Annotated in this window: 25 protein-coding genes and 2 tRNA genes; 11 read left to right on the forward strand and 16 right to left on the reverse strand. The window is 71.4% G+C overall.

Annotation, left to right across the window (positions count from 1 at the left end; all coding sequences use genetic code 11):
- The first annotated feature begins 55 nt into the window (after positions 1–55).
- Entirely contained in the window at positions 56–814 is a 759-nt protein-coding gene (locus ABT116_RS13615) for an IclR family transcriptional regulator (protein WP_351632069.1), read from the forward strand.
- 118 nt (positions 815–932) lie between these two features.
- A tRNA-Lys gene (locus ABT116_RS13620) sits at positions 933–1,006 on the forward strand.
- Here ABT116_RS13620 and ABT116_RS13625 read toward each other — a convergent pair.
- The 5 genes from ABT116_RS13625 to ABT116_RS13645 all read right to left on the reverse strand — a co-directional run bounded on the left by ABT116_RS13625 (position 972) and on the right by ABT116_RS13645 (position 6,506).
- Positions 972–2,636: a long-chain-fatty-acid--CoA ligase gene (locus ABT116_RS13625; protein WP_351632072.1), complete on the reverse strand. Its 1,665-nt coding sequence runs from the start codon at positions 2,634–2,636 to the stop codon at positions 972–974. The two genes, ABT116_RS13620 and ABT116_RS13625, sit on opposite strands and share 35 nt — an antisense overlap.
- A 40-nt stretch (positions 2,637–2,676) precedes the next feature.
- Positions 2,677–3,141 carry a DUF3592 domain-containing protein gene (locus ABT116_RS13630; RefSeq protein WP_351632074.1) on the reverse strand — a complete coding sequence of 155 codons (465 nt, stop codon included), beginning with the start codon at positions 3,139–3,141 and terminating at the stop codon, positions 2,677–2,679.
- 105 nt (positions 3,142–3,246) lie between these two features.
- Complete coding sequence (locus ABT116_RS13635; RefSeq protein WP_351632077.1) at positions 3,247–3,852, reverse strand: lytic polysaccharide monooxygenase auxiliary activity family 9 protein; 606 nt, start codon at positions 3,850–3,852, stop codon at positions 3,247–3,249.
- Positions 3,853–3,953: 101 nt separating this feature from the next.
- Positions 3,954–5,075, reverse strand: a complete 1,122-nt coding sequence (locus ABT116_RS13640) for an SPFH domain-containing protein (RefSeq protein WP_351632080.1) — start codon at positions 5,073–5,075, stop codon at positions 3,954–3,956.
- Positions 5,076–5,192: 117 nt separating this feature from the next.
- On the reverse strand, positions 5,193–6,506 hold the full coding sequence (locus ABT116_RS13645) for a peptidoglycan-binding protein (protein WP_351632083.1): 1,314 nt from the start codon (positions 6,504–6,506) through the stop codon (positions 5,193–5,195).
- 198 nt (positions 6,507–6,704) lie between these two features.
- On the opposite strand from ABT116_RS13645, the gene ABT116_RS13650 reads away from it, so the two are divergent.
- From ABT116_RS13650 to glxA, 4 genes are all read left to right on the forward strand, one after another.
- A tRNA-Lys gene (locus ABT116_RS13650) sits at positions 6,705–6,778 on the forward strand.
- Positions 6,779–6,876: 98 nt separating this feature from the next.
- Positions 6,877–7,590, forward strand: a complete 714-nt coding sequence (locus ABT116_RS13655; RefSeq protein WP_351632086.1) for a FadR/GntR family transcriptional regulator — start codon at positions 6,877–6,879, stop codon at positions 7,588–7,590.
- A gap of 324 nt (positions 7,591–7,914) precedes the next feature.
- Entirely contained in the window at positions 7,915–9,915 is a 2,001-nt protein-coding gene (locus ABT116_RS13660; protein ID WP_351632089.1) for a glycosyltransferase family 2 protein, read from the forward strand.
- Complete coding sequence (glxA, locus tag ABT116_RS13665; protein WP_351632091.1) at positions 9,912–11,852, forward strand: radical copper oxidase GlxA; 1,941 nt, start codon at positions 9,912–9,914, stop codon at positions 11,850–11,852. The genes ABT116_RS13660 and glxA overlap by 4 nt, the downstream gene beginning before the upstream one ends.
- A gap of 82 nt (positions 11,853–11,934) precedes the next feature.
- Here the strand turns inward: glxA and ABT116_RS13670 are convergent, their stop codons facing one another.
- From ABT116_RS13670 to ABT116_RS13695, 6 genes are all read right to left on the reverse strand, one after another.
- Positions 11,935–12,972, reverse strand: coding sequence for a glycoside hydrolase family 6 protein (locus ABT116_RS13670; protein ID WP_351632094.1), 1,038 nt, complete (start codon positions 12,970–12,972; stop codon positions 11,935–11,937).
- A gap of 243 nt (positions 12,973–13,215) precedes the next feature.
- On the reverse strand, positions 13,216–13,893 hold the full coding sequence (locus ABT116_RS13675) for a class F sortase (RefSeq protein WP_351632095.1): 678 nt from the start codon (positions 13,891–13,893) through the stop codon (positions 13,216–13,218).
- A gap of 2 nt (positions 13,894–13,895) precedes the next feature.
- Positions 13,896–14,585 carry a hypothetical protein gene (locus ABT116_RS13680; RefSeq protein ID WP_351632097.1) on the reverse strand — a complete coding sequence of 230 codons (690 nt, stop codon included), beginning with the start codon at positions 14,583–14,585 and terminating at the stop codon, positions 13,896–13,898.
- Between the two features lie 122 nt (positions 14,586–14,707).
- Positions 14,708–15,487, reverse strand: coding sequence for an HAD-IIA family hydrolase (locus ABT116_RS13685; protein WP_351632098.1), 780 nt, complete (start codon positions 15,485–15,487; stop codon positions 14,708–14,710).
- 123 nt (positions 15,488–15,610) lie between these two features.
- A complete protein-coding gene (locus ABT116_RS13690) occupies positions 15,611–16,438 on the reverse strand; it encodes a hypothetical protein (protein WP_351632100.1) in 828 nt (275 codons plus the stop codon).
- A gap of 344 nt (positions 16,439–16,782) precedes the next feature.
- The gene (locus ABT116_RS13695) at positions 16,783–17,988 is read right to left on the reverse strand and encodes an ROK family transcriptional regulator (protein WP_351632126.1); all 1,206 of its coding nucleotides are present in this window, start codon (positions 17,986–17,988) and stop codon (positions 16,783–16,785) included.
- Positions 17,989–18,083: 95 nt separating this feature from the next.
- Here ABT116_RS13695 and ABT116_RS13700 point away from each other — a divergent pair, with 95 nt between their 5' ends.
- From ABT116_RS13700 to ABT116_RS13710, 3 genes are all read left to right on the forward strand, one after another.
- Positions 18,084–19,175, forward strand: a complete 1,092-nt coding sequence (locus tag ABT116_RS13700; RefSeq protein ID WP_351632103.1) for a Gfo/Idh/MocA family protein — start codon at positions 18,084–18,086, stop codon at positions 19,173–19,175.
- Complete coding sequence (locus tag ABT116_RS13705; RefSeq protein WP_351632105.1) at positions 19,172–19,693, forward strand: heme-degrading domain-containing protein; 522 nt, start codon at positions 19,172–19,174, stop codon at positions 19,691–19,693. Before ABT116_RS13700 ends, ABT116_RS13705 begins: the two co-directional genes overlap by 4 nt.
- Before the next feature lie 91 nt (positions 19,694–19,784).
- Entirely contained in the window at positions 19,785–20,651 is an 867-nt protein-coding gene (locus ABT116_RS13710; RefSeq protein WP_351632107.1) for an LLM class F420-dependent oxidoreductase, read from the forward strand.
- A 96-nt stretch (positions 20,652–20,747) separates the two neighbouring features.
- On the opposite strand, the gene ABT116_RS13715 is transcribed toward ABT116_RS13710, so the two are convergent.
- The 3 genes from ABT116_RS13715 to ABT116_RS13725 all read right to left on the reverse strand — a co-directional run bounded on the left by ABT116_RS13715 (position 20,748) and on the right by ABT116_RS13725 (position 22,863).
- Positions 20,748–21,605 (reverse strand): fumarylacetoacetate hydrolase family protein, encoded by an 858-nt coding sequence (locus tag ABT116_RS13715; RefSeq protein ID WP_351632110.1) that lies wholly within the window; start codon positions 21,603–21,605, stop codon positions 20,748–20,750.
- Positions 21,606–21,750: 145 nt separating this feature from the next.
- Complete coding sequence (locus ABT116_RS13720; protein WP_351632112.1) at positions 21,751–22,461, reverse strand: YidC/Oxa1 family membrane protein insertase; 711 nt, start codon at positions 22,459–22,461, stop codon at positions 21,751–21,753.
- 90 nt (positions 22,462–22,551) lie between these two features.
- Positions 22,552–22,863, reverse strand: a complete 312-nt coding sequence (locus tag ABT116_RS13725; RefSeq protein ID WP_351632114.1) for a DUF6412 domain-containing protein — start codon at positions 22,861–22,863, stop codon at positions 22,552–22,554.
- 223 nt (positions 22,864–23,086) lie between these two features.
- On the opposite strand from ABT116_RS13725, the gene ABT116_RS13730 reads away from it, so the two are divergent.
- Both ABT116_RS13730 and ABT116_RS13735 read left to right on the forward strand, forming a co-directional pair.
- Positions 23,087–24,562, forward strand: a complete 1,476-nt coding sequence (locus ABT116_RS13730; protein ID WP_351632117.1) for a glycoside hydrolase — start codon at positions 23,087–23,089, stop codon at positions 24,560–24,562.
- Between the two features lie 147 nt (positions 24,563–24,709).
- Positions 24,710–25,726 carry an SEC-C domain-containing protein gene (locus ABT116_RS13735; protein WP_351632119.1) on the forward strand — a complete coding sequence of 339 codons (1,017 nt, stop codon included), beginning with the start codon at positions 24,710–24,712 and terminating at the stop codon, positions 25,724–25,726.
- 35 nt (positions 25,727–25,761) lie between these two features.
- Here ABT116_RS13735 and ABT116_RS13740 read toward each other — a convergent pair whose 3' ends face one another.
- Both ABT116_RS13740 and ABT116_RS13745 read right to left on the reverse strand, forming a co-directional pair.
- A complete protein-coding gene (locus ABT116_RS13740) occupies positions 25,762–26,121 on the reverse strand; it encodes a DUF6193 family natural product biosynthesis protein (protein WP_351632122.1) in 360 nt (119 codons plus the stop codon).
- 76 nt (positions 26,122–26,197) lie between these two features.
- A partial coding sequence (locus ABT116_RS13745) for a VOC family protein (RefSeq protein WP_351632124.1) occupies positions 26,198–26,445 on the reverse strand: 248 nt, incomplete at its 5' end.

Genomic DNA, 26,445 nt, shown 5'->3' on the forward strand with positions numbered 1-26,445 from the left:
GAAGAGGTTCACTGACCGGATTACGGCCCTACAGCAAGCGCAGGGGGAGACCACCGTGGCGCTGAAGCACGAGCCGACCACCCCGTACCACTCGGCCCAGGAAGCCCTGCGCGTCCTGGAGACGGTGGCGCGCGGTACCAGCGGTGTCACCGACACCGAGATAGCGCTGCACACCGGCATCGCACCGGAGCGGCTGACCGCGCTCCTGCGCATGCTGCGCCGCGAAGGCTACATCGAGCAGATCGCCGACGGCGCCTACGTCACGGGCGAGACCCTGGCCCGCCTCGGCTCCGCCCACCACCGCGAGGAGGCCCTGCGCGACAAGCTCCAGCGCACCCTGGACCGGCTGCGGGACTCGGTCGGCGCCGCCGTCTACATGAGCCGGTACGTCGACGGCGAGATCAGCATCACCCACTACGCCGACAGCCCGTCCACGCCCGCGGTCAACGAGTGGGTCGACTTCCGCTCCTCGGCCCACGCAACCGCCATCGGCAAGAGCCTGCTCACCCAGCTCGACCACGCCGGCCGCCGCGACCACCTCGCCCGGCACAAGATGGCCCGCCTCACCTCGCGCACCATCACCAGCGACCGGCTCCTGCTCTCCCGCCTGGAGGCGCAACCGCCCACCGTCCCCGTCCTGGACCTCCAGGAGTACGCGATCGGCACGGTCTGCGCGGCCGTCCCCGTCACGGCCGGCTCCTCCGTCGGCTGCCTGGCCCTGTCCCTCCCGATCGAGCACGCCCACCGCCTGCGCCAGGCCGCGGACACCCTCAACCGCCACGCGGCACCGGTGCTGCTCTCGCTGGCGATCTAGGTCTGTCGATCACGACGTCGTCGGCCCTGCCGGGTGGTCCGGAGCACCCCCCGGCATTGGGTAGTATTTTCTCCGTCGCCCGCCGCGGAACACGATTCCGATGGCAGGCGAGAGTCATGCGCCGCTAGCTCAGTTGGTTAGAGCAGCTGACTCTTAATCAGCGGGTCCGGGGTTCGAGTCCCTGGCGGCGCACGGATGAGGGGCCTCTCGTGGGAGCGAGGGGCCCCTCAGCGCATCTCGGATCCCCGTCGGTCAGCCTGCGGTACGCCCGCTCCCCGGACGGCCGCCACCACACCGCGTCGGCGCACCGCACACCCTCCCTGCGCAGCTTCGCCCGCTGGATCTTGTTCGTCGCCGTCACCGGCATCCGCTCCACCACCCTCACGAACCGGGGCGCCATCTTCGTCCCGAGATCGGGCTGGGCGGCGAGGAACTCCGCGAAGGTCTCCGGATCGAACGAACCGGCGATCGTCGCCATCACCTGGTCGCCGGTGACCGGGTCCGGTACGGCGTACACACAGACCGCCTCCGCCCCCTCGTACCGCGCGAGGATGTTCTCGATCATCGCCGCGGCCAGGTTCTCCCCGTCCACGCGGAGGCGGTCGTCGGTGCGGCCGGCGAAGTAGAGGTAGCCGTCGGTGTCGCGGTAGAAGAGGTCGCCCGTCCAGTACCAGCCGTCCTGGCGGCGTTCCGCCTCAGCCGGCGGGTTGCGCCAGTAGCCCTCGAAGGGGCTGGGTCCCTGGTTGACGAGTTCGCCGATCGCCTCGTCCCCGTTGAGCAGCCGCCCCGCCCCGTCGAAGACGGCCGCCGGGCACTCCTCGCGGGTCTCCCGGTCGAGGACGACGAGCCCGGGTGCCGCCCGGCCTACGGCGCCCGGCGGTGTACCCGGCGACCACGCGATCGCCGCCCCGCCTTCCGACGAGCCGTAGCCCTCCACCAGCCGCACCCCGAACCGCCGCTCGAAGGCGGCCGCGTCCACCGCGCCGGCCTCCGTGCCGAAGCCCAGGCGCAGGGGGTTGTCACGGTCGTCCGGCCGGGGCCCGGTCGCGAGGACGTACTGGATCGCCCGGCCCACGTACGTGAAGTACGTCGCCCCGTGCCGGCGTACGTCCGGCAGGAACCCGGACGCCGAGAAGCGGCGGCGCAGCGCCACCGTCGCGCCGGTCACCAGCGCGGGTGCCCAGTCGGCGATCACGGCGTTGCCGTGGAACATCGGCATGCAGACGTAGTGGACGTCGTCCGCGGACAGGGCGAACTGGTCCGCCAGGGAGCGGCCGGCGGCTGCCAGGCGGCCCTGGGAGCAGAGGGCGGCCTTGGGGGCGCCCGTCGAGCCCGAGGTGAAGTAGAGCAGGAAGCGGTCGCCGGGGGTGGCCCTGCGCGGGTCCGGGCGGGCGTCCGCGTACGGGGTGAGGAGCTCGGCGTACTCGGGGGTGTCCGTCACCAGCAGGCGGACCCCCGGCAGGTCCAGGTTCCCGAGCAGCGGCAGGTGGGCCCGCTCGGTGATCAGGACGCGGCACTCGGTGTGGAGGATGTCGCGGGCGAGTTCGGCACCGCGCCGGGTGGGGTTGACCCCGGCGACGGCCGCCCCGGCCAGGGCCGCGGAGCCCAGCCACAACGGGAACTCGGGGGTGTTGTCGAGCAGCACGCCGAGATGGGGTTCGGCGGCCGGCGGCAGGAGGTCCGTGAGGAGTGCCGCCCGGGCCGCGGCGCCCGCCGCCACCTCGTGGTGCGTCAGAGTCCGGCCCTCGTGCCGCAGGCCGGGGCGGTGGTCGCCCCACCGGGCGGCGATGAGTTCCGCGACCGTGCTCGCCCTGGAGTCCATGGGTGCGCACGGTAGTTGACGTATCGTCAGATGTGGAGCGCTACGGCTGCGGGAAGTCGCCCACGGCGGAGAACATCGCGTACGTCACCACCATGAAGCCGATGGCGAAGAGGATGAACGTGCCGAGGAAGGCGAGCAGACATCCTGTGCCCGCGACGAGCTTGCCCTGCGCCGGAGGCCTGGCCGTGGCGTGCTCCGGGCGGTCCGCCGGGTAGTGCACGGTGACGATGTCGCCCTCGAGGGTCGTCCCCGGCCCGCCATGCTCCTCGAAGCGGACGCCACGGCCCTCGCGCGTGGTGAACTCGTACACGTGGTGCAGAGTGGTGCGCACCGAGCTGTCGCCGCCCCCACTCGTCGTCGTGTACGTCCGCAGACAGCGGGCCTCGGCGGTCAGGCCGCTGTTCCAGGCGCGGCTGACCCGCACGGAGCGGCGGATCACCACGACCACGGCACAGGAAGCGAGCGCGATCATGAGCATGGGCACGATGTAGAAGAAGGTTTCCATGAGCTCCCCGATGCCCTGGGCGGCCATCGAGCGGCCGGCGTGGCAGGAACTTACCCACACCGGCCGCAGCGGTGACTCAAGAGAAGCTCAGAGGTTCGGCAGGATTCAGAAGGTCACGTCCGAGCAGGCGTAGAACGCGTTGGCCGTGTCGGCGATCGTCCACACGGCCACGATGACGTGCCGGCCGCTGAGCCCGGTCGGCAGCCTGCCGCTGTGGGAGAGCGTGGACGGCGGGCGCTGCCCGTTGTACGGCACCGTGAAGAACGGGGTGAGGTTGAGGTCGGAGCGGGCCAGATTGTGGTTCTGGTTCCAGCCCGGCTTGGTGACGTAGTACTTGAAGTCGGTCGTGGCGTGCATGGCGGTGAACTGCCAGCGGAACGTGTAGTTCTGGCCGCCCGTCACCCTGGTGGCGGGCCAGGCGCCGCCGGACGGGGTCCGCGGTGCGCTGAGCTGGCTGAAGTGGCCGAGGCCGGCGTTGCAGATCTGCCCGTCGGCGGGTCCGGAGGCCGGGAAGCCCTTCGGGCCCTCGACGCTCTGCGGCTCCCACTGGATGGATCCGCAGTTGGTCACGGTGCCGTTCTGGCAGAGCTTCTGCCGGCTGATGGGGAGGTCGGTGTAGCCGTGGCCGCTGGCACCGCCGGAGGAGAGCACGAGGGCTCCGGTCGTGGCCAGTCCCACCGCGGCTGCGGACAACTTGGTCCTGGTACGCATGCTGCCGCTCCTGGAGAACGTGGGGGAGGTTCAGTGAGCCGTGCATGTAGGTCTAGACCAAGTTCGAGATTATGGCCGCTTGTTGAACATGTCCATACCAATCACGGAGCTGTTTCTCCCCGGCCCGCGCAGAACGCCACCGTCAGGTCCTTCACCAGCACCTTCCGCTCGTAGTCGTCGAGTTCGACGAGCCCCCGCATGGTCAGCCGGGTCACCGTGTCCTCCACCGAGTCCACGACCGAGGTGAGCACGCTCGCCCGGTGCCGTGCGTCCAGCTGAGCGATCCGGCGGCGGTGCATCGCGGCGGCGATCTCGGGGGCGTACTCCACACGGACCGGCTGCACGGAGAACACCTCCAGGCCGACCGGGGCCGCGTCCGCCGCCACCAGCCGGGTCAGCGCCTCGGCCGCCGCGTCCCCGGCGCCCCGCGGCCCGCCCGGCATCTCCACCGGGACCCGGGCCAGCGCCGCCTCGACGCACTCGCGCAGATACGCCTCGTGGTCCTCGACGCCCAGCATGGCCCGGGCGGTGTCCCGCACCCGCCACACCACCAGGACCACCACCCGCAGCGCGACCCCGCCCCCGTCGGCCGCGGGCACCGGCTCGCTGCGCCAGTGCCGCAGCCGTACGTCCACCCGGCGGCGCAGCAGCAGCGGGTTGACCCACAGCAGGCCGGAGCGCCGGACGGTCCCCCGGTAGCGGCCGAACAGGTCCAGCACCCAGGCCCGCCCGGTCCGGCCCCGGGCCAGCCCGCCGAGCCCGAACAGCCCGAGCGCCCCGGCCGCCGCGTACGCCGCCCACTGCGCGGGGCCGAGCCCGGCCCCGGCGTACGCGGGCAGCCGCAGCGCCTCCAGTGCGAGCGGCGGCAGCACCCCGGCCCACCAGGAGGTGGCCACGCACCCGGCCGCGCCACAGGCCCCGGCCAGCACGCCCGCCGCGCCGGGCAGCACCCGCGCGGGCCGCTCCACCAGGTCGGGGTCGACCTCCGGCACCGGGCGCTTCGGGGCGGCCGCCGGGCGCCTGAGGCGCGGCTGCTCCCCCGTGCCCTGCCTGCGGCCGACGACCGCCGGCCTCACAGGCACCGGCGCGGGGTCGGGGTCGTCGCGGAACAGCAGGTGGACGGGGATCTCGGTGGTGGCCTCGTTCTGGATGAGCCGGGCGGGCCGGGCCGGTCCGTCGGCCGGCCCGTCGGACTCGGACGTGTGGGAAGTGGTCGTACTCATGCGTGCCTCCAGCCTCCGCGCCAGATGCGTCACAACGGTGGTCCCGGATGCAGGACCCTCGAGGGCCCGACCGGGGATTCGGGGCCCACCCGGAGGGGGCCGAGGGGCCTTGGGGTCCTACGAGAAGAGGCGCCGCCAGGTTTCCGGGCCCGGGTAGCCGTCCGCCGCGCCGCCCCGCCAGCCCTGACTGCGCTGGAAGGCCTCGACGCCGCGCCGGTCCGCCTCGCCCCAGCGCGGCCCCGGCCCGACCCGGTAGAACCTGCCGAACCCCTTCCGTACGAGCTGATCGCCCAGCTGGGTGACGTACGGGTTGCTCGCGCCGGGCCGGAACATCGCCCGCCCGGGATAGCCGGGGACACCGTGGGAGGCGGGCGGCTGGCCGACCGGCTCGTCCTTCACGTCCTCGCCCTGGCCCGTGACCAGCAGCTCCCAGGTGCGTGGGTCGGGCAGCCCGTCGGCGTCGGCGCCGGTCCAGCCCTGGGCCAGCTGGAACGCCCGGGTCGCCCGCCGGTCGGCATCGGTCCAGCGCGGCCCCGGGCCCGACGCGTACGCGGCGCCGGCCCCGCGCGCGACGAGCATGCGGCCGAGCTCCGTGACGTACTTGTTGTTCGCGCCGCGGCCGAAATACACCGCTCCCGGGTACGGCGTGACGGCCGGGGCGCCCGCCTGGCCGCCGTCCTTCCCGGGGACCGGCTCCTGCGCGGTGACGCCCTTGTAGCGGTAGGGCACGTACCGGTCGGAGTCGTTCCAGTAGGCGTACGGGGTGGACTGCCGGCGGGTGTGCGGGCGGGTCTGCTCGTAGGCGGTGTAGGAGGTGCGGGTGCTGTCGGTCCAGCCGCCGAAGATGGTGACATGCGAGCCCTTCTCGGGGTCGGACGCATTGTGGAACAGCAGAATGTCGCCCGGCTGGAGTTCCTCCTTGGAAATCTTCTCCCCGAACGCCGCGAGACTTCCCGTCCATTCGTTTCCGGGCAGCCGCCAGGCCATTGATACATAGCCCGAGCAGTCCTGCCGGTAACCGTCGGACCAATAGGCGCTCATGCTGTACGGCACCTTCGCGGCGACCCAGGTCCTGGCCCTGTCGATGATCTCCGCGCGAGTGATGGCGGTGGGCTCGGGGGCGGCGGAGGGCTCCGTCGTACGGCCTGGGGGGCCATGCAGCGGGGACGTGGCTCCCTGAGGGGTGTCGGGCTCGTCACCTGCGGGAATGCCCGGTCGGTGCGGGGCGTGCGGGGCCGCTGCGGCCGGTACGGTGTGGCCCGCGCCGAGGGCGGCGGAGGCCACGGCGGCCAGGGCGAGAGCCCGGTGCGCCGCCGGGTGGGCGCCCGCGCGGCCGGCCCAGGAATGCGGGAGGGCGCGACGCCAGTGGACACAGCCGGGGCAGTCGCAGTCGCTCGCGGGGTCGATTTCCTCGAATACCGGCGACTCCATGCGATTCCCCTCACACTTCCGGGCGGAAAATGCGGCGCCCGGGCACCGGAGGGCGCGCGTGGCCAGTTTCGCAACTGTCTTCCTCGCTCGCATGCTGACGGTCCGAATGATGTACGCGGCCGCCCTGCCGGGGGCCCGCACCCCCGGGCGGTGGTCAGGAGCACCTCTCGACGTCCTGTAGGGTTACGACGTCAGCAGGCGCCGCTAGCTCAGTTGGTTAGAGCAGCTGACTCTTAATCAGCGGGTCCGGGGTTCGAGTCCCTGGCGGCGCACCGACCGGAAGGCCCCTCGCGGAAGCGGGGGGCCTTTTGTATGCCCCTGTATGTCCTTTCGAGGTCCCCCTCCGGGTCTGGCCGGATACCCTCTGGCCATGGCAGCGCGTGACCTACAGGAGCGGATCAAGAAGCTCATCATCGACCGCCGGCTGGCCTCCGGGGCCCCGCTGCCGACCGAGCCCGAGCTGATGGAGCACCTCGGCGCGAGCCGGAACTCGGTGCGGGAGGCCCTGAAGGCGCTCCAGGCGATGGGCATCGTGGAGATCCGGCACGGCTTCGGCACCTACGTCGGCCCGATGTCCCTGGCCCCGATGATCGAGGGTCTCGCCTTCCGTACGGTCGCCGGGCACTACCGGGGCGAGGACTCCCTGCTCCAGCTGCTGGAGCTGAGGGAGGCGGTGGAGACGGGGCTCGTGTCCCGGCTCGCCGGGCGGATGCCGGAAACGGACCTCCTTGAACTGGACGCGCTCGTCGGCCGTATGGAAGAGCAGGCCGCGCGCGGAGCCGGCCTCGCCGAGACCGACCGGGCCTTCCATGCCACCCTCTACCGGGGGCTGGACAACGTGCTGCTGTGCGAGGTCCTGGAGGCGTTCTGGGACGCCTTCCACCGGGTTCACACGGACCTGGGGGGCGAGCCGCAGGACCCGAAGGTGACCTGCCGGCAGCACCGGGAGATCCTCGACGCGGTGCGGTCCGGCGACTCGATGCGGGCGGAGGAGGCCATAAGAGAGCACTTCGGCAACATCCGCGCCCGCCTGTCGACAACGTCTCCACAGGGCCCCCACACCCGCCACAATGAACGCGTATGACCGTAACCACCGTGTTTCGCATCTTGCGATCATGATGGGCGCCGTAGAACCTTGGTTTTCTGGTTTTTCAGGATGCTGCGATTTCGCGGCAGTTGGGGGGATTCGGAGCCGGTTGCGCGCTGGGCGGGGGTAGGGGCCCCGTCCACGGACCGATGCCGTGGGGGGCATCATGCAACCGGAAGGTCGCGTTGCCGTGTCTATAGGGTGTGGATGACGTGGTGACTGCGATCCACCACTGATACGTCTGTGAAGGTCGAGGGGGACCAGCAGCAGGCGGTAGGAAGCTACGAAACACGCGGCTGTCCGCGTGTGGGGGGATGACTCATGACGTCGAGGCCCACGGGTGCCCGGCAGGAAAACGACCCGTCCCAGACCACCCAGCTCAGGGTGCCGGCGCACCGGATGAGCACGACGGGGACGTTCCGGCGAATCAAGAAAACGCTGCCGAGATACGACTACGAGCACTACAGCCGGCTCGCTGGTCCCCTCACCCAGCCGGATCCGAACAAGCCGTACAAGGTGCAGTACCGCTCGCTCATCTCGCAGGAGCCGCACCGTATCCGCGTCGCCCTGATGCTGGCCGCGGCCCCGGTGCTGTCCCTGGTGCTGCTGTTCTGGCTGCTCCAGCCCGAGCACTGGACCGAGCGCGACTACCCGGCCTTCGACTGGCTGCCCACTCTCGACATGGTCATGCTCGTCTCGATCGGCCTGATCGAGTTCTTCCGCTGCATGAACGTGCTGTCGAACGCGCACGCCACGCTGGTGGCCCGCGACCCGATCCCGGTGGTGCCCGAGACCGGCACGAGAGTGGCCTTCCTCACCTCCTTCGTGCCCGGCAAGGAACCGCTGGAGATGGTGACGAAGACCCTGGAGGCGGCCGTCAGAATCCGCCACCGGGGCCTGATGCACGTGTGGCTGCTCGACGAGGGCGACGACCCCGACGTGAAGGCGGTCTGCGAGCGCCTCGGCGTGCACCACTTCTCCCGCAAGGGCGTCGCGAAGTGGAACCAGGCCAAGGGCCCGCACCGCGCCAAGACCAAGCACGGCAACTACAACGCCTGGCTTGAAGCGCACGGCGACGACTACGACTTCTTCGCCTCGGTCGACACCGACCACGTGCCGCTGCCCAACTACCTGGAGCGGATGCTCGGTTTCTTCCGCGACCCGGACGTCGGCTTCGTCATCGGCCCGCAGGTCTACGGCAACTACGACAACCCCATCACCAAGGCCGCCGAGTCCCAGCAGTTCCTCTTCCACGCGCTGATCCAGCGCGCCGGCAACCGCTACGGCTCCCCGATGTTCGTCGGCACCTCCAACGCCGTGCGCATCAAGGCCCTGAAGCAGATCGGCGGTCTGTACGACTCGATCACCGAGGACATGGCGACCGGCTTCGAGATGCACCGCCACAAGAACCCGGCGACGGGGAAGAAGTGGCGCTCGGTGTACACGCCGGACGTGCTCGCGGTCGGTGAGGGCCCCAGCGCCTGGACGGACTTCTTCACCCAGCAGATGCGCTGGTCGCGGGGGACGTACGAGACGATCATCGGGCAGTACTGGAAGGGCTGGTACTCGCTGCCGCCGAGCAAGCTCTTCAACTACACGATGATGATCATCTTCTACCCGATGTCGGCCCTCAACTGGATCCTGGCGGCGCTGAGCTGCTGCCTGTTCCTGGGCCTGGGCGCCTCGGGTGTGAACATCGACCCGGCGGTCTGGCTGATGCTCTACGGCAACGCCTCCGCCCTGCAGATCGGGCTGTACGTCTGGAACCGCCGGCACAACGTCTCGCCGCACGAGCCGGAGGGCTCCGGCGGTGTGGCCGGCATGGTGATGTCCGCGCTGTCGGCACCGCTGTACGCGAAGGCGCTGATCGACTCCGTGCTGCGGCGCAAGAGCAAGTTCGTGGTGACGCCCAAGGGCGACTCGGCGAGCCCGGACCGCTGGTTCGGCACGTTCCGCTACCACTGGTACTTCGTCGCGATCTTCGGCGGGTCGATCGCGGCCGGCTTCGTCTTCGGCCACTCCCACCCCGCGATGATCATCTGGGCGACGTTCGCGCTGCTGATCACCGCCTCGCCGGTGTTCGCCTGGCGCTGGCAGCTGCGGCAGGACGCGAGGAAGCCCGCCGCCCCTGCCGCGGGACAGCCGCAGGACCCTGCGGGGCCGCACCGGACGCAGCCGCTGCCCATCCCGCAGCAGCCGTCGGGGCACACCCCGCAGCACAAGCCCACGTGGGCCGCCACCCCGGGCGCACACGGGGAGGTCGGGGGATCCGACCAGACCATGCAGATCGCCCTTGGTGGACTTGGGGGACGTAAGGAATGAACGACCGTGCAGGCCGCCGCCGGGCCCGTCGACTCGCGATCGGCACGGCGGTGGTACTCGCGCTGGCCGGGATGAACGGGCCGTGGCTCTACCGCTTCAGCACCGAGAAATACCACCAGTACACAATCAACAAGCCGGAGTACAAGGCCGCCAACGGCAAGTGGGAGATAGTCGATTTCCCCGAGGAGTACCGGCAGAACACCATCCACGCGGCGCTGCTGCGCACCGGCAAGGTGCTGCTCGTCGCGGGGTCGGGCAACGACCAGGACAACTTCGACGCGAAGAAGTTCGACACCCGGATATGGGACCCGCTCAAGGGCACCGTCAAGAAGGTCCCCACGCCGGCCGACCTGTTCTGCACCGGCCACACCCAGCTCGCCAACGGCAATCTGCTGATCGCGGGCGGCACCAAGCGCTACGAGAAGCTCCAGGGTGACGTCACCAAGGCCGGCGGCCTGATGATCGTCCACAACGAGAACCCGGACGCGCCGATCACCCTGCCCGCGGGCACCACGTTCACCGGCAAGAAGAACGGCAAGACCTTCGTCTCCAAGGACCCGGTGCTCGTGCCGCGCGCCAAGAAGGTCTTCGACAAGGCGACCGGCAGGTTCCTGCGCAACGACCCCGGCCTGGGCCGGATCTACGTCGAGGCGCAGAAGCGGGGCAAGAAGTTCGAGACGGGCACGCAGGACAACTATCGCGTGCACGGCCTGAAGGGCGCCGACGCCAAGAACACCTACGGCATCGCGCAGAAACTGGCCCTCGACAAGAAGGACTTCCAGGGGATCCGGGACGCCTTCGAGTTCGACCCGGTGGCCGAGAAGTACATCAAGGTCGACCCGATGAAGGAGGCCCGCTGGTACCCGACGCTCACCACCCTGAGCGACGGGAAGATCCTCAGCGTCTCCGGGCTCGACGACATCGGCCAGCTGGTCCCGGGCAAGAACGAGATCTTCGACCCGAAGACCAAGAAGTGGGCCTACACCGGCAAGGTCCGGCAGTTCCCGACCTACCCGGCGCTGTTCCTCATGCAGAACGGCAAGGTCTTCTACTCGGGTTCCAACGCGGGCTACGGGCCGGACAACGTGGGCCGTGAGCCGGGCGTCTGGGACGTGGACACCAACAAGTTCGCCAAGATCCCCGGTCTGAGCGACCCCACCCTGATGGAGACGTCCGGCACGGTGCTGCTGCCGCCTGCGCAGGACGAGAAGTACATGGTGGTCGGTGGCGGCGGCGTCGGCGAGTCCGAGAAGTCCAGTGAGAAGACCCGGATCGTCGACCTGAAGAAGGCGAACCCGCGCTTCGTGGACGGCCCGTCCCTGGACAAGGGCACGCGCTATCCGAACGCCTCGGTCCTGCCCGACGACAGCGTGCTGATCTCCGGCGGCTCGGAGGACTACCGCGGCCGCGGCGACTCCAACATCTTCGAGGCGCGGCTCTACGACACGGAGAAGAACGAGCTCAGGCGCGTCGCCGACCCGCTCGTGGGCCGCAACTACCACTCCGGGTCGATCCTGCTGCCCGACGGACGCGTGATGTTCTTCGGCTCCGACTCGCTGTATGCCGACAAGGCCAACACCAAGCCGGGCGAGTTCGAGCAGCGCATCGAGATCTACACGCCGCCCTACCTGTACGGCGACGGGGACCGGCCCTCGTTGTCGGGCGGTCCGCAGACCATCGAGCGCGGCTCCACGGGGACGTTCACCTCGTCGGACGCGGCGAAGGTCAAGAAGGTCCGGCTGATCCGGCCGAGCGCCGCCACGCACGTCACCGACGTCGACCAGCGGTCGATCGCCCTGGACTTCAAGGCGTCCGGCGACAAGCTGACGGTGACCGTGCCGGAGAACCGGAACCTGGTCCAGGCGGGCTGGTACATGCTGTTCGTGACGGACGCCGACGGAACCCCGAGCAAGGCGCAGTGGGTCAAGGTGCCCTGAGAATCGACGGCAAGGGGCGCTCTCCGCGAGGAGGGCGCCCCTTTCGTACGGGCCGGCGCGTCAGCCGCTCGAGACGGTCGCGTCAGGCGGTGGCCTTCGCCAGCTTCAGCGCGTAGTCCGCCCACCACTGGCCCGCCTTCGGGCCGCCCTTGCACTCGCCGTCCGACTCGCCGGGCCGCTTGACCCACAGGTACGCGTCGACCAGCGGGTCCGCCGTCTTCGTCGTCGGGGTCTCGCCCAGGGCGCGGCCCGGCGGGTTGCACCAGCGCTCGTCGGGCTTGCCGTCGTTGTAGGGGCCCTTGCCGTTGCGGCTGGTGTCGATGACGAAGTGCTTGCCGCCGACCTTGGCGGAAAGCTGCTTGCCGTAGGCGATGGAGTCCTCGGTGGAGTAGAAGTTGGAGACGTTGACCGAGAAGCCGTCGGCCTGGGCGATGCCCGCGCGGTTCAGGGACTCGAAGATCTGGTCGGGGTTCTGCCAGCCGGCGTTGCCCGCGTCCAGGTAGACCTTCGTGTTCTTCAGCGACTTCAGCTTGGCGACGGCGCCCTTGAGGAGGTCGTAGCGCTCCTCGTGGAACTGCTCCGGGGTGCAGCCGTCGACCAGGTGCAGCAGGGCGTCCGGTTCCAGGACGATCGTGGCGGGCCGGTCGCCGATGCCCGCGGCGACGCCGTCGAGCCACTCGCGGTAGGCGTTGCCGTCGGCGGCTCCGCCCTGCGAGTACTGGCCGCAGTCGCGGTGCGGGATGTTGTAGAGGACGAGCAGCGCCGTGCGGCCGGCCTTGCCGGCGGCCTCGGTGAAGCCCCGGGTCTGCTCCTGCGGGTCGTCCGGGCCGACCCACTCGGCGACCGGCTGCTCGGCGATCTTGCGGATCTGCTCGGCGTCCTGCTTCTTGCCGGACTTCTCCAGGGCGGCGACCTGCCGGGCCGCCGTCCCGTCCGGATTGACCCAGAAGGGGGCCTTTTCCTTGGGCTGTTGGGTGATCCCGGCGCCCGCGTCACCGCGCTCGTCCGTTCCGTCTCCTCCGTCGGAGGAGGAACACCCCGTCACCAGCAGTGCCGCCCCCAGCACCACTGCGGACATCCGCCTCTTGGCGAACGCCCCGGCCCCCCTGCTGCCGTACATCCAACTCCCCCTTGGGTGCACCGTTCCAAGTCTCAATCCTGACATACGTCCCGCGACGCCCACGAGGCGAACCTCACCGGCGCGATGACGCAGCGCCACCGTATCCGGACTTGGTGTGATCCAACCTCTGGGCCGGGGCGGCCCTTCGGTTCTGAAGTCCTCACAGCACCTGCCCGGCCTCCGGCCAGAGATTCACCCACCGTGGCCCCCGTGGCCTCCCGCGCAGCTCGCCGGGTCACTCCACTAGGGGCCGGTTCCCGTCAGGTACGCCGAGACGACCACGTTCGCCGTGTAGCTGCGGGTCGTACGGTCGAAGCTGCCGCCGCAGGTGACCAGCCGCAGTTCGGCACGGCCCGACTCGCGGGGCCCGTAGGCCTGGTGGGCGTCGAAGCGGTCGCGGGTGAGGACCTGGACGGACTCGACGGTGAACTCGGCGATCCTGGCGTCGGCCCGGACCACCCGGATCGTCTGGCCCGGCCGCATGGCACTGACCTTGTAGAAGACGGCGGGCCGGGACTCGGTGTCGACATGACCGACCATCAGCGCGGTTCCGGGCGCCCCGGGCGCGACCCCGCCGGCGTACCAGCCGACCACGCCCGGCTGGTCGTACGGCGGCGGGTCGAGCGCCCCGCGTGCGTCGAGACCGCGCGCCACCACGGGGGCCTGGACGCCGAGCCCGGGGATGTCGACACGCTGCGGCAGCGCGTCGCCCAGCGGGCGGTGCTCCGGCGGCAGCTTGATGTCCGGGGGCCGTCCGGCCGCCGCCATGTCACCCGTGGTGGGCGCCGAGATGCCGTGCCGCATCTCGGTGACCTCGCGGCCCCACAGCCACAGCCCGAGCAGCAGCACGACCCAGGCCATGCCGGTCAGCAGGCGGCCGGTGCCCGAGAAGCGTCTCTGAACGTCATCGTGATCGTGCATGGTCAGTCCGTTCCGCGGCCCCGGCGGGCACCGCGCAGCGCGACGACCACCAACGCGGCCGCCCCCGCGAGCACGAGTCCGGTCACCCCCTGCGCCGTGCCGGGACCGGCGCCGCGCTCCTCGGCGGCCAGGGAGTCGGCGGCACCGCCACCACCCGCCCGGACGGGGGCGACGGGCGAGGCGGGTGCGCCGGGCCGGCGGGAGGGGAACGCCTCCGTGTCGACGCCGGGTGCGGACGGCTGTCCGCCCTTGTCGGGCACGGGCGGCTGCCCGCCCTGGCCGGGGGCGGGCGGCCGGCCACCGGCCCCGGGCACGCCGGCTCGCGCGGCCCCAGAGCGTCCCGCCTCAGGTCCCGCCCCGCCGTCCTGGACGGTGAGCGTGCCGGTCCGCCGCGTGGCACCGCAGGTGACCCGCACGGTGTACGAACCCGCCTTGAGCGTGGAGCGGACGCGGCTGTCGCCGACGAGCTCGTCGGCGCCTGCGACGGTGAGCCGCGCGTCCGCGACGAACGCCGCCGAGGCGGCCACGGCCGTTCGCTGGGCGCAGCCGGTCACGCGGAGCGTGACGTCACTGCCGGGGGCGGGGCGCGCCGGGGTCACCGAGACGCTCCCAGCGTCCATCGCGTAGGCCGCCGGTGCGAGGGCGACGACGGCCAGGACGCTCGTACAGACAGTGACTTTCAGGGAACCCATCGTGAACCTCCAGACGCCTGGAGCCTCCCCCGCCCGGTGGGCCGCCGCATCCTCAAGGACGCGGTGGCTGCTCCGTACGGGTGACCGAGGGTTTGAGCCCCGCCCGTCGCAGGGGCCGGTGGTCAGACCCGGTCGACGAGGTCCGCGATCGAGTCCACGACCTGCGAGGGCCGGTACGGGAAGTCCTCGACCTGCTCGGGCCGGGTCAGACCGGTGAGCACCAGGAACGTCTGCATCCCGGCCTCCATGCCGGCCAGCACGTCGGTGTCCATACGGTCGCCGATCATCGCGCTCGTCTCGGAATGCGCCCCGATGGCGTTCAGCCCGGTCCGCATCATCAGCGGGTTGGGCTTGCCCGCGAAGTACGGCTTCTTGCCGGTCGCCTGGGTGATCAGCGCGGCCACGGCACCGGTCGCGGGCAGCGGGCCCTCGGTGGAGGGACCCGTCTCGTCGGGGTTGGTGCAGATGAACCGGGCGCCGCCGAGGATGAGCCGCACCGCCTTCGTCATGGCCTCGAAGGAGTACGTGCGGGTCTCGCCCAGGACGACGTAGTCCGGCTCGTGGTCGGTCAGGATGTAGCCGATGTCGTGCAGCGCGGTGGTCAGCCCGGCCTCGCCGATGACGTACGCCGACCCGCCCGGCCGCTGGTCGTCCAGGAACTGGGCGGTGGCCAGGGCCGAGGTCCAGATGCTGTCGATCGGCACTTCGAGGCCCATGCGGCGCAGCCGGGCGTGCAGGTCGCGCGGGGTGTACATCGAGTTGTTGGTGAGGACCAGGAAGGGCTTCCCGGACTCGCGCAGCTTCTTCAGGAAGGCGTCGGCGCCGGGGATCGGAACGCCCTCGTGGATGAGCACACCGTCCATGTCGGTGAGCCACGATTCGATGGGCTTGCGGTCTGCCATGTGCGGGATCTCCTGCCGTACGCGGTCCAGCCTGCGACCCAGCCTAGACAGTGGCGGGATCTTGCGGAACGGTCCGCGTACGGCGTCCCGACTGGCGGGACGGCCCGTCTAGGGCCCCTCCGGTCAATCTCCGCGGCGGCGGCGTGCGACGAGCAGTGCCGCGCCGCCGGCGAGCAGCAGGACCGCGGTGGCCGCGGCGACCCGGGTGCCGGTGCCGGTCCGGGCCAGTTCCTCCGCGAAGGGGAAACGGTCCTCGCGGGGCGGGACGGACGCCTCGGAGTCGGGGCGGGATTCCGTACCGGTGTCGGTGTCGGTGTCGGTGTCGGTGTCCGTGGCGGTGTCGGTGCCGGTCCCCGGCTCGCCGTCGTCGATCCGGAACCGGTAGTCGTTCGACTGCCCGACCCAGTCGCCGTCGTCGTCGTGCCGCTGCACGACCGCGGCGTTGGCCGTGACCTCGTTGGGCACGGCGTCCGAGGTGAGCGCGAGCCGCACCTTCACGGTGACGGTGTCGCCCGGTCCGACGGTGAACCCGGCGAAGCCGTCCTCCTCGCCGCCGAACGCCCCGACGAGTTCGTCCTCGCCGGTCTTCTCGAACCGCACGGGGTGGGCGCGCGCCCCCTCGAAGAACTCGAGGCGGGGCTGGGACGGTTCCAGGGCCCGTTTGCCGTCGACGAGCACGACGACGGGGTGGATCCCGGCGCAGGTCCGGTCGGTCGTGTTGGTCAGGTCGACGGAGAAGGTCCCGAACCCGCCACCGGCCGTGTAGGAGTCGGGGCCGCCGTGGATGCGGGTGGTGAGCGGGAAGGTGTGGTCGTCGGGCGCGGCACAGGCGGGCGCGGGGGCGTCAGCGTGCGCCGGGGCGTCCGCGTGCGCCGGATGTGCACCGGGAAGCAGGACGGCAGCCGCCGCTGCCGCCGCCAGGCAGAAGTGAGCGGGCGTGCAGAGTCGCATGATGATGTGACATTCCGAGCGGAGAGGCTCACGAGACGACGCCGCCGCGAACCGACCCCGAACGGCGGCGTGGATCCGCCCGGTCGGCGGACACCAGGGGCTTGTCGTCGCCGCAGGGCCTGCGCGCGCGAGGACCGTACGTCTACTGGTCGCGGAGCTGCCTGGCCCGGTGCTGCGCCCGGCCGGAGCCGTCGGGCCCGCCCTTCGCCTGCTGCACGAGGAGAACGAGTGGCCGGCCCGAGCACACATGCCACACGGCAGGGCGGACCCGAACGGGTTGCTGCGGGCGGGCGGACGAGTTCCTGCCGCCGGACCGGCAACGCCCCTTCCCGCCGCCCCCGGTCTCAGCCTCCTCCACGCCCGAACACCGGCCCCAGCACCAGCTGAGCCGCCCCCACCGCCACGGCCCCGTCTCCCCCGGCCGCGACGCGTACGGGTACGGCGTCCTGGCCCGTTCGCCGGGCCCGGGCCTCCAGCACCGCGCCGACCCCGACCAGGAAGGCGTCCGGCGCCGCCGCCACCGTACGGCCGCCGAGCAGGACGACGTCGATGTCGAGCAGCCCCACCAGGTTCGCCGCCCCGGCGCCCAGCACCCGCGCCGCCTCGTCCAGATCGCCGCGCGCCACCGCCCCGAGGCACAGGACCTCGACGCAGCCCCGGTCCCCGCAGGTGCAGGGCGGGCCGTCGAGCTGGATCACCTGGTGGCCGAACTCCCCGGCCCCGGTCCTGGCCCCCCGGTGCACGCTGCCGCCGATGACCAGCCCGGCCCCCAGCCCCGTGCCGAGGTGCAGGTACGCGAAGGAGCCGCGCTCACCGCCGGCGGCGAGGCCCAGCGCCGCCGCGTTGGTGTCCTTGTCGACCACGACCGGCACCCCGAGCCGCTCCGCCAGCGCCGCACGCAGCGGAAAGCCGTCCCACTCGGGGAATCCGGTCACCCGGCGCAGCACCCCCCGCCCGTGATCGAGCGGCCCGGGCAACGCGACGCCGACCCCGAGCAGGGCCGGCTCGAGCCCGGCCGGTCCCAGCCGGGAGTTTTCGTCATGGGAGCCCCCGTTTCCCCCCACCACCCTCTGCCGGACTCCGCCCTCACCCCCGGCCGGCAACACCCCCGCCACCGCCTCCCGCACCGCAGCCAGTACGGCCTCCGACCCAGCCCCCAGATCCAGCGCGGCCCGCCGCTCCCCCACCACGGTCCCCCGCAGGTCCACGCGCACGACCCGCACCTCGTCCCGGTCCAGATGGACCCCGACGGCGTGCCCGGCCTCCGGCACCAGGCGCAGCACCGTGCGCGGCTTGCCCCCGGTCGACGCCCGGCGTCCGGCCTCCGCCGCCAGCCCGTCCTCCCGCAGCCGGGCCGTGATCTTGCTGACGGCCTGCGGGGTGAGCCCGGTCCGCTCGGCGAGTTCGAGGCGGCTGATGCCCTCGTCCCCGGCGGTCCGCAGCAGGTCGAGCACCAGCGCGGCGTTGTGGCTGCGCAGGGAGAGCAGGTTCACCCCGCCGCCCCCCGCCCCGGCCGTACCGGCTGCTCCCGCAGCTCCCGCCCCGCGCATGCCGCCCACTCCGCCCGTACGGTCGTCCGCCCTGTCCACGCCCCCATTGTCCCCGGCGCTTGCACTTTGGCAACAGCGTTGCGAAAGTGGGTGGCATGACTGGCACACCCCTCGGCACAGCCCCCGGCTCGCCCCTCCGCGTCGGCCTCGTCGGCTACGGCCTCGCCGGCTCCGTCTTCCACGCCCCGCTGATCGCCGCCACCGAGGGCCTCACCCTCGACACGGTGGTCACCTCGAACCCCGAACGGCAGCAGCAGGCCCGTGCCGAGTTCCCGGACATCCGTCTCGCGGCCACACCGGACGAGCTGTTCGACCGGGCCGCCGAGCTGGACCTGGTCGTCATCGCGTCCCCGAACAAGACGCACGTGCCGCTCGCGACGACCGCGCTGCAGGCCGGTCTGCCGGTCGTGGTCGACAAGCCCCTCGCGGGCACGGCGGCCGAGGCCCGCGCGCTCGCCGCCCTCGCCGAGGAGCGCGGGCTGCTCCTCTCCGTCTTCCAGAACCGCCGCTGGGACAACGACTTCCTGACCCTGCGCAAGCTGCTGGACGCGGGCGAGTTGGGCGACGTGTGGCGGTTCGAGTCCCGCTTCGAGCGCTGGCGCCCGAAGCCGAAGGGCGGCTGGCGGGAGTCCGGCGACGTCGCAGAGATCGGAGGTCTGCTCTACGACCTCGGCAGCCACGTCGTCGACCAGGCGCTGGTCCTGTTCGGCCCGGCGGCCTCCGTGTACGCGGAGACGGACATCCGCCGCCCGGGCGCCGAGACGGACGACGACACCTTCATCGCGATCACACACACCGGCGGCGTCCGCTCGCACCTCCACGTCTCCGCGACGACCGCCCAACTGGGCCCCCGCTTCCGCGTCCTGGGCTCCACCGCCGGTTACGTCAAGTACGGCCTCGACCCCCAGGAGGCGGCGCTCCGCGACGGCCTGCGCCCCGGCCCCGGCTGGGGCGTGGAGCCCGAGTCGCTGTGGGGCCGTGTGGGCTCGGGCGAGTCCCCGGTCACCGGCGGCGGACGCGCCGAACCCACCCTCCCGGGCGACTACCCCGCCTACTATGCGACCGTGGCGAAGGCCCTGCTGGAGGGCGCCCCGAACCCCGTGACCGCGCGGGAGGCGGCCGCCGCCCTGGACGTCCTGGAGGCCGCTCGTCGTTCGGCCCTCGAGAAGGTGACGGTGACCCTGTGACCCACAAGAGCAACCCCTCCCACAGCCAGGGGCTCACCCCGAAGTTCCACCCGGAGCTCACCCCGAGTCTGGAGGAACTGGAGAAGCAGGAACGCCTCCTGGTCTTCCGCCAGTTCACGTACGACGACGCCTGGGCGCTCGGCTCGCTCCTCGTCGAGATGGCCCGGGAGCGGCAGGCCCCGGTCGCCATCGACATCCACCGCTCCGGCCAGCAGCTCTTCCACGCGGCACTGCCCGGCTCCACCCCGGACAACGACGCCTGGATCGCCCGCAAGCGCCGGGTGGTCGAGCGCTACGGCTCCGCCTCCTACCTGGTCGGCGCCCGCTTCCGCGCCAAGGGCAGCACGTTCGAGGAGTCCTCGCGCCTCGACCCCGACACCTACGCGGCCCACGGCGGCTCCTTCCCGATCACCGTCGAGGGCGTGGGCGTGATCGGCGCGGTGACGGTCTCCGGCCTGCCTCAACTCGACGATCACCGCATGGTGGTGGAGGCGCTGGAGCGGTTCCTGGACCACTGAGCCTGCTCATGGAATGAGCGGAGACTCCCTCCGGTTGGCACCTGTGTCCGCGTGATCAAGCACGGCGCCCCAACCGGAGGGACCCCCACCGATGACCACCCCCCTGAAGGAGACGCTCGGCCGGTACGGCATCTGGAGCGTAGGCCTGCGCTCCGAGGACCCGGACCGGCGCGGCGAACTCGCCGAGGCCGCCGCCGAACTGGAGGAACTCGGCTACGGCGCCCTCTGGCTGGGCGGCAACAGCTCCGCCGCCAACGCCGCCCCGCTCATCGAGGCGACCTCGAAGGTCAAGGTCGGCACCAGCATCCAGAGCATCTGGCAGCACGAGCCGGACGCCTCCGCCTCGGCCTTCGCGGACCTGGAGTCGTCCCACCCCGGGCGTTTCCTGCTGGGCCTCGGAGTGAGCCACGCCAAGCGGGTGGAGCAGTACGCCCGCCCCTACTCGGCCCTGGTCGGCCACCTCGACGGCCTGGACGCGGCCGGAGTGCCGGCCGACCGCCGCCTGCTGGCAGCCCTGGGCCCGAAGTCGCTGCGGCTGGCCCGCGACCGGGCGGCGGGCTCGATCCCGTACCTGGTCACCCCGGAGCACACGGCGCACGCCCGCGAGATCCTGGGCGAGGCCCCGCTGCTGGCCCCGGAGCTGGGCGTCGTCCCGGAGACGGACCCGGCCCGCGCCCGCGCGCTGGCCCGCGAGTTCCTGGAGATCTACCTCCCCCTGCCGAACTACACCAACAACTTCCTCCGGCACGGCTTCACCGAGGACGACCTGTCGGACGGCGGCAGCGACCGCCTGGTCGACGCCCTTTTCGCCTGGGGCGACGACACGGCGATCCGCACGAAGATCGACGCCTTCTTCGAGGCGGGCGCGGACCACGTCGCCCTCCAGGTCGTGAACGGCGAGCCCCGCGACGCCCTCCCGAGGAAGGCGTGGCGCGAGCTGGCTTCTGCACTGGCGTGAGGGGAGCGCCCCTAGGGGCGCGGGGAACTGCGCGACCAGCCACATACGGCCCGCAGCCGAAGGCGACCGCAGTTCCCCGGCCCTCCAGCGGAGCGCCTACGCGTCCTTGAACTCCTGCCGCTGCCGCCCGAGTCCCTCGATCTCCAGCTCCACGACGTCCCCGGCCCGCAGGAACGGCTTCGGCTCGGGCGCCCCCAACGCCACCCCCGCCGGCGTCCCGGTGTTGATCACGTCGCCCGGGTACAGCGTCATGAACTGGCTGAGGTACCGCACGACCTCCCCGACCGGGAAGATCTGCTCGGCCGTGGTCCCGTCCTGCTTCAGCTCGCCGTTGACCCACAGTTTCAGGGACAGGTCCTGTGGGTCCGGTACCTCGTCCGCGGTCACCAGCCACGGCCCGAGCGGATTGAACGTCTCGCAGTTCTTCCCCTTGTCCCAGGTCCCGCCCCGCTCGATCTGGAACTCCCGCTCGGACACGTCATGCGCCACGGCGTACCCGGCGACATGCGCGAGCGCCTCCTCCACGGACTCCAGGTACCTGGCCGTACGGCCGATGACGACGGCCAGTTCGACCTCCCAGTCGGCCTTGAGGGCCCGGCGCGGCACGAGGACCGTGTCGTGCGGCCCGACCACGGTGTCCGGCGCCTTCATGAAGACGACCGGTTCGGCGGGCGGCTCGGAGCCGGTCTCGCGCGCGTGGTCGTGGTAGTTCAGCCCGATGCAGACGATCTTGCCGATCCGCCCCAGCGGCGGCCCGACCCGCAACCCGGTGGCGTCCAGTACGGGCAGGTCACCGGCGTCGGCGGCGGCCCGGACCCGGCCGAGTGCCTCCTCGTCGGCGAGCAGCGTGCCGTCGATGTCCGGGACGACGCCCGACAGGTCCCGCAGGGCCCCCTCGGCGTCGAGCAGCGCGGGCCGCTCCGCCCCGGCCGTACCGACTCGCAGCAGCTTCATGATCAGTCTCCCTCGATCGCGGGCGCCCGGCCGATGCGCGCGACCCGGATGCGGCGGGGCAGAGCCATCGGAGGACTGGTCGATCGTCCAAGCTCGCGGTGCACTCCGCAATACCCCGTTCACGTACTGGACCCGGCCCGACCGGTCACCGGTAGAGCACGGCCCGCTCGACGGCACTCCACGTCGTACTGGTGACGACGTACAGCGCGGCGGCCAGCGGTACGACGGCCACGGTGACCAGCGTGAAGAACGACATGAACGGCATCACCTTCGTCACCGCCCCCAGCCCGGGCAGCTGCTCCCCGTCACCGCCCTGGGCGGCCGGGTTCGCGGCCATCATGCGCTTGCTGAGCCGGTAGCTGAACGCGGCGACGCAGGCCACGACCACGAACAGCCCGGCGTAGACGAGCCCCGCGCCACTGAGGAGACCGCCGTCGAGGGCGTCCGTCCACCGCTCCCCGAGCGGCGCCGCGAACAGCTGGTGGCCGAGCAGCCCGTTGGCCTCGCCGCCGATCGTGTCGCTGGAGAACAGGTGGTAGAGCAGGAAGAACGCGGGGATCTGGAGCATCCCCGGCAGGCAGCCGGCCAGCGGCGAGACCTTCTCCTCGGCGTGCAGCTCCAGCACGGCCTTCTGGAGCTGCTCGGGGTTCTTGCCGTGCTTCTTCCGCAGCTCGGCGATCTTCGGCTGGAGCGCGGTCCTGGCTTTCTGGCCGCGTGCGGCGGCCCGGGACAGGGGGTGGACGAGGAGGCGTACGAGCGCGGTGAACAGGACGATCGCCGCGGCGGCGGCCGAGGCGCCGAACAGCGGCTGGAGCAGGTCGGCAAGGTGCTCGACCAGGCTGGCGAAGACGGACATGGGTGAGCCCTCCGGGGGTCTCGTCGTGCCGGAAACGGGTCATGGCGGCATGACGACCCGCGCGGGGTCACTTCGGGTGTGGAGGTGCCCCTACGCGACGGTCGCCCGGAGGGCGTGACCGGGTGCCCGGGGCCGGGTGCGTCCCCGGGCGTCGGGATCGCGCTGTGGCAGGAAGGCCGTACGCCGGTCCCGGTCGCGGATGGCCGTACGCACCCGAGTGCGCGGCACGGCGGGCGCGCAGCGCGAGGCGACGACGGCGCAGAGCGCGAGGGCGGCCGAGGCGGCGGCGGTCGCGGCGAGGGCGACGGTGGCGGAGAGGCTTCCGGTGTCGAGCAGCGCCACCTCGACGAGCAGGAAGAGCAACACGAGGGCGGGACGCAGCGTCGCCCAGCTCCGGTTCATCGGCTGCCCCTCCTCCCGTACGCGTGTATGCCCTGTCGTTCCTTATACAGGATCACCCTCCGGAGCGGGCCGGCGACTTCGTAAACCGGTTTGAAGAAGGTTCGTCAGAACTCTCGACAACCCACCCGCCACACCCGATGCTTCTCGTCACCAACCACGGGGACACCCCTGTGACGCCGGGCCGGGGACCGGCGTCCGCCCCCCTCTCCCTTACGGAGGAGCCGTGATCCGACGCAGAAGTCTGCTGGCCGCAGCAGGCGGAACGTTCCTCGGCAGCGCCCTGGCGACGGGCACCGCGCACGCGGACGCCACGATCGCCGTCAACCCGTCGACGACGTACGGCACCTGGGAGGGCTGGGGCACCTCCCTCGCCTGGTGGGCCAACGTCTTCGGCGCCCGGGACGACTTCGCCGACCTGTTCTTCACCACCAAGTCCGTCACGTACAACGGCCGTTCCCTCCCCGGCCTGGGCCTCAACATCGCCCGCTACAACCTCGGCGCGTGCAGCTGGAACAGCGTCGGCGGCGAAACGATGGTGAAGTCGCCCAACATCCCCGCCTTCAAGCAGATCGAGGGCTTCTGGCAGGACTGGAACAACGAGGACCCCACCTCCTCGGCGTGGAAGTGGACGGCGGACGCCAACCAGCGCGCGATGCTCGTGAAGGCGACCCAGCGCGGCGCGATCACCGAACTGTTCGCCAACTCCCCGATGTGGTGGATGTGCAGCAACCACAACCCCTCGGGCGCGTCGGGCGGCGGAAACAACCTCCAGACCTGGAACTACCGCCAGCACGCCTCGCACTTGGCGGCGACGGCGTTGTACGCGAAGTCGAACTGGGGCGTGAACTTCGGGACGGTCGACCCCTTCAACGAGCCGGCCTCCACCTGGTGGACCGCGACCGGCACCCAGGAGGGCTGCCACATGGACCCGGCGGTCCAGGCGGCCGTCCTCCCGTACATGCGCAGCGAGTTGGACAAACGCGGCCTGACGAACCTCCGCATAGCAGCCTCGGACGAGACGAACTACGACACGGCCCGCTCCACGTGGTCGTCCTTCAACTCGACGACCAAGGGCCTGGTCTCCCAGGTCAACGTGCACGGCTACCAGGGCTCGGGCGGCCGCCGCGACCTCCTCTTCACGGACGTCGTGACCACCTCCCGCAAGAAGCTGTGGAACTCCGAGACGGGCGACAGCGACGGCACCGGCCTGACCATGGCCTCCAACCTCTGCCTCGACTTCCGCTGGCTGCACCCGACCGCCTGGTGCTACTGGCAGGTCATGGACCCGTCCACGGGCTGGGCGATGATCGCCTACGACGCGAACACCCTGCAGCCGACCACCGTCCAGACCAAGCACTACGTGATGGCCCAGTTCAGCCGGCACATCCGCCCCGGCATGACGATCCTGGACACGGGCGTGGACTACGCGGTGGCGGCGTACGACGCGACGGCCCGCCGCCTGGTGATCGTCGCGGTGAACACCTCCGCCTCCGCCCAGACCCTCACCTTCGACCTCTCCCGCTTCTCGACGGTGACGGGCGGCTCCGGGGGCGTGGTCCCGCGCTGGAACACGGTCACGACGGGCGGCGGCGACCTCTACACGGCACGCTCGGACATCCGCCTGAGCGGTAAGTCGGTAAGCGTCCCATTCTCGGCGAAGTCAGTCCAAACCCTCCAAATAGACAACGTGACGCTGTAGTCGGGTTGCGGTCCGCCCGCAGTCCGGCGGCGGCGGTTCGGGACGAACCGTGAAGCCCGGGTGGCGAGCGGGGGGAAGTCGGGAGGCCGAGTGGTCTGGCCTGCGCATCTCTCACGTTCGTCACCTCCCGGCAGTACGGTGTCCCCCATGCGCCCCGACACGCCTGCCGAAAACGTCGACCACACCGCCGAGGCGGCACGCCTGGAGCGGACCGCCGGCCTGTATCCCGAGGACGCCGAGGCCCTGCTCCTGCGGGCGGCGGCCCACCTGGAGCTCTCCGGCGACCGCCCCACCGCGACCACCCTCTACGACCGCCTGCTGTCCTCCCCCGACGGCCTGGAAAACCCCCACCTGGTACGGGCGCTCAAGGCCTCGAACCTCTGGGAGTACGGCCACGAGGCCGAGGCCCGCGCGATCATCGAGGGTGTCCGGGGAGCGTCCCCCAAGGACCCGGCCCCCTGGGTGATCGTCGCGGAGTCCCTGGAATCCCACGACGAACTGGAAGCGGCCCACGAGACCTTCACGGAGGCCGTGCACCGCCTCCTGACGGACGTCGAGGAGCCCCCCTACGCCACCCACCCCCTCCTCTTCGGCCGCCACCGCGTACGGCGCATGCTCGGCAAGTCCCACGACGAGTGGGACGCCCTGGCGGACTCGGTCCACTCCCTCCCGATCACCCTGGACGAACTCCACGACCCCAAGCGCGTGTGGTCCCTGGGCTCGGAGAATCCGGCAGAACTGGAGGCGGAGATCCTCCGCCTCCGAGCGGAACTGGGCGCGTACCGGGAGGCCCTCTCCCGCCCCTTCCCGGTGGCGATCCTGCACTGGCCGGCGGACGAACTCACGGAACTCCTGGAGGCGTACCCGTCGCTGTCGACGGAGTACCCGTCCCACGCCGACCACCTGTCCTCGATAGAGCAGTCCCTCCGCGAACTCTCCACCTCCGGCACCCCGAACCTGGGCATCGTCACGGGCACGGTCCCGTCGTACGAGGCCTTCGCGGCGTCGGAACTCGCCTCCCCGACGGACGCGACGCTCCTCCCCCAGTACGCGACGACACTGGCGGCCCGGGGTCGTGCTGTGGCTTGGCCGCCACAGCAGGGGGCGGCTTGCTGGTGCGGCTCGGGCGAGCCGTACGGCCGGTGCCACGGCTCGGCGGCCTAACCGGCAGGCTGGAGCGCCACGGGCGGCTCGCCGAATCACTCGCCGCTCTCCGTGACCACCTGCGCCGGCAGGTGTGCCACCGCGAGAGCGGCGGCTGCCTCCGGCGTAGCAACCTCTCCCAGCAGCTCGGTGTAGCCCGACGAATAGACCTTGTACGGGGGCCCGCCGTACAAGATGAAGGGGAGGTCGTCGAAGCCCGGTTCACTCCACGGCGGGGTGCCGCGCAGAAAGTGCAGTGCCCCGTGCGTCGGGAACGGGTAGAGGCTGCGCAGGCACGACTCGGCGTACGCGGCTTCGCCGACGACGGCCAGGGACTCATGCGCAGCTCCCCGAGTCCCCGGCTTGCGTTCCAATAGCCATCGCCAGGCTGTCGCAACATCGGGAGCTTCAGACATGCGCCCCATCTTCGACACCGCCGGGTCCGCTCACAACCGGTTCAGCTGCCCGCCCCGCCCCTCGCGGTGTCTCCCGTCAGCGCCGGACGAGGCAGAACGGGTGTCCTGCGGGGTCCGCGAAGATGCGCCAACCCCTCTTCGCATCACCATCGTCGAGCAGCGTGGCACCCAGATCGAGGACGTCTGCCTGAGCTTGATCCAGGTCCTTGACCTCCAGGTCGACGCGGAACTGCTGAGGCAGGACGAGATCCCGCCCACGAGGTGGCTGATAGTCCCCCACCCGCTGGAAAGCCAGCACGAAGCCACCCTCGGTGTGGAGCGTCA

It is taken from the genome of Streptomyces sp. NPDC002130, from assembly GCF_040296465.1.
In the GTDB taxonomy this organism is placed as follows: domain Bacteria; phylum Actinomycetota; class Actinomycetes; order Streptomycetales; family Streptomycetaceae; genus Streptomyces.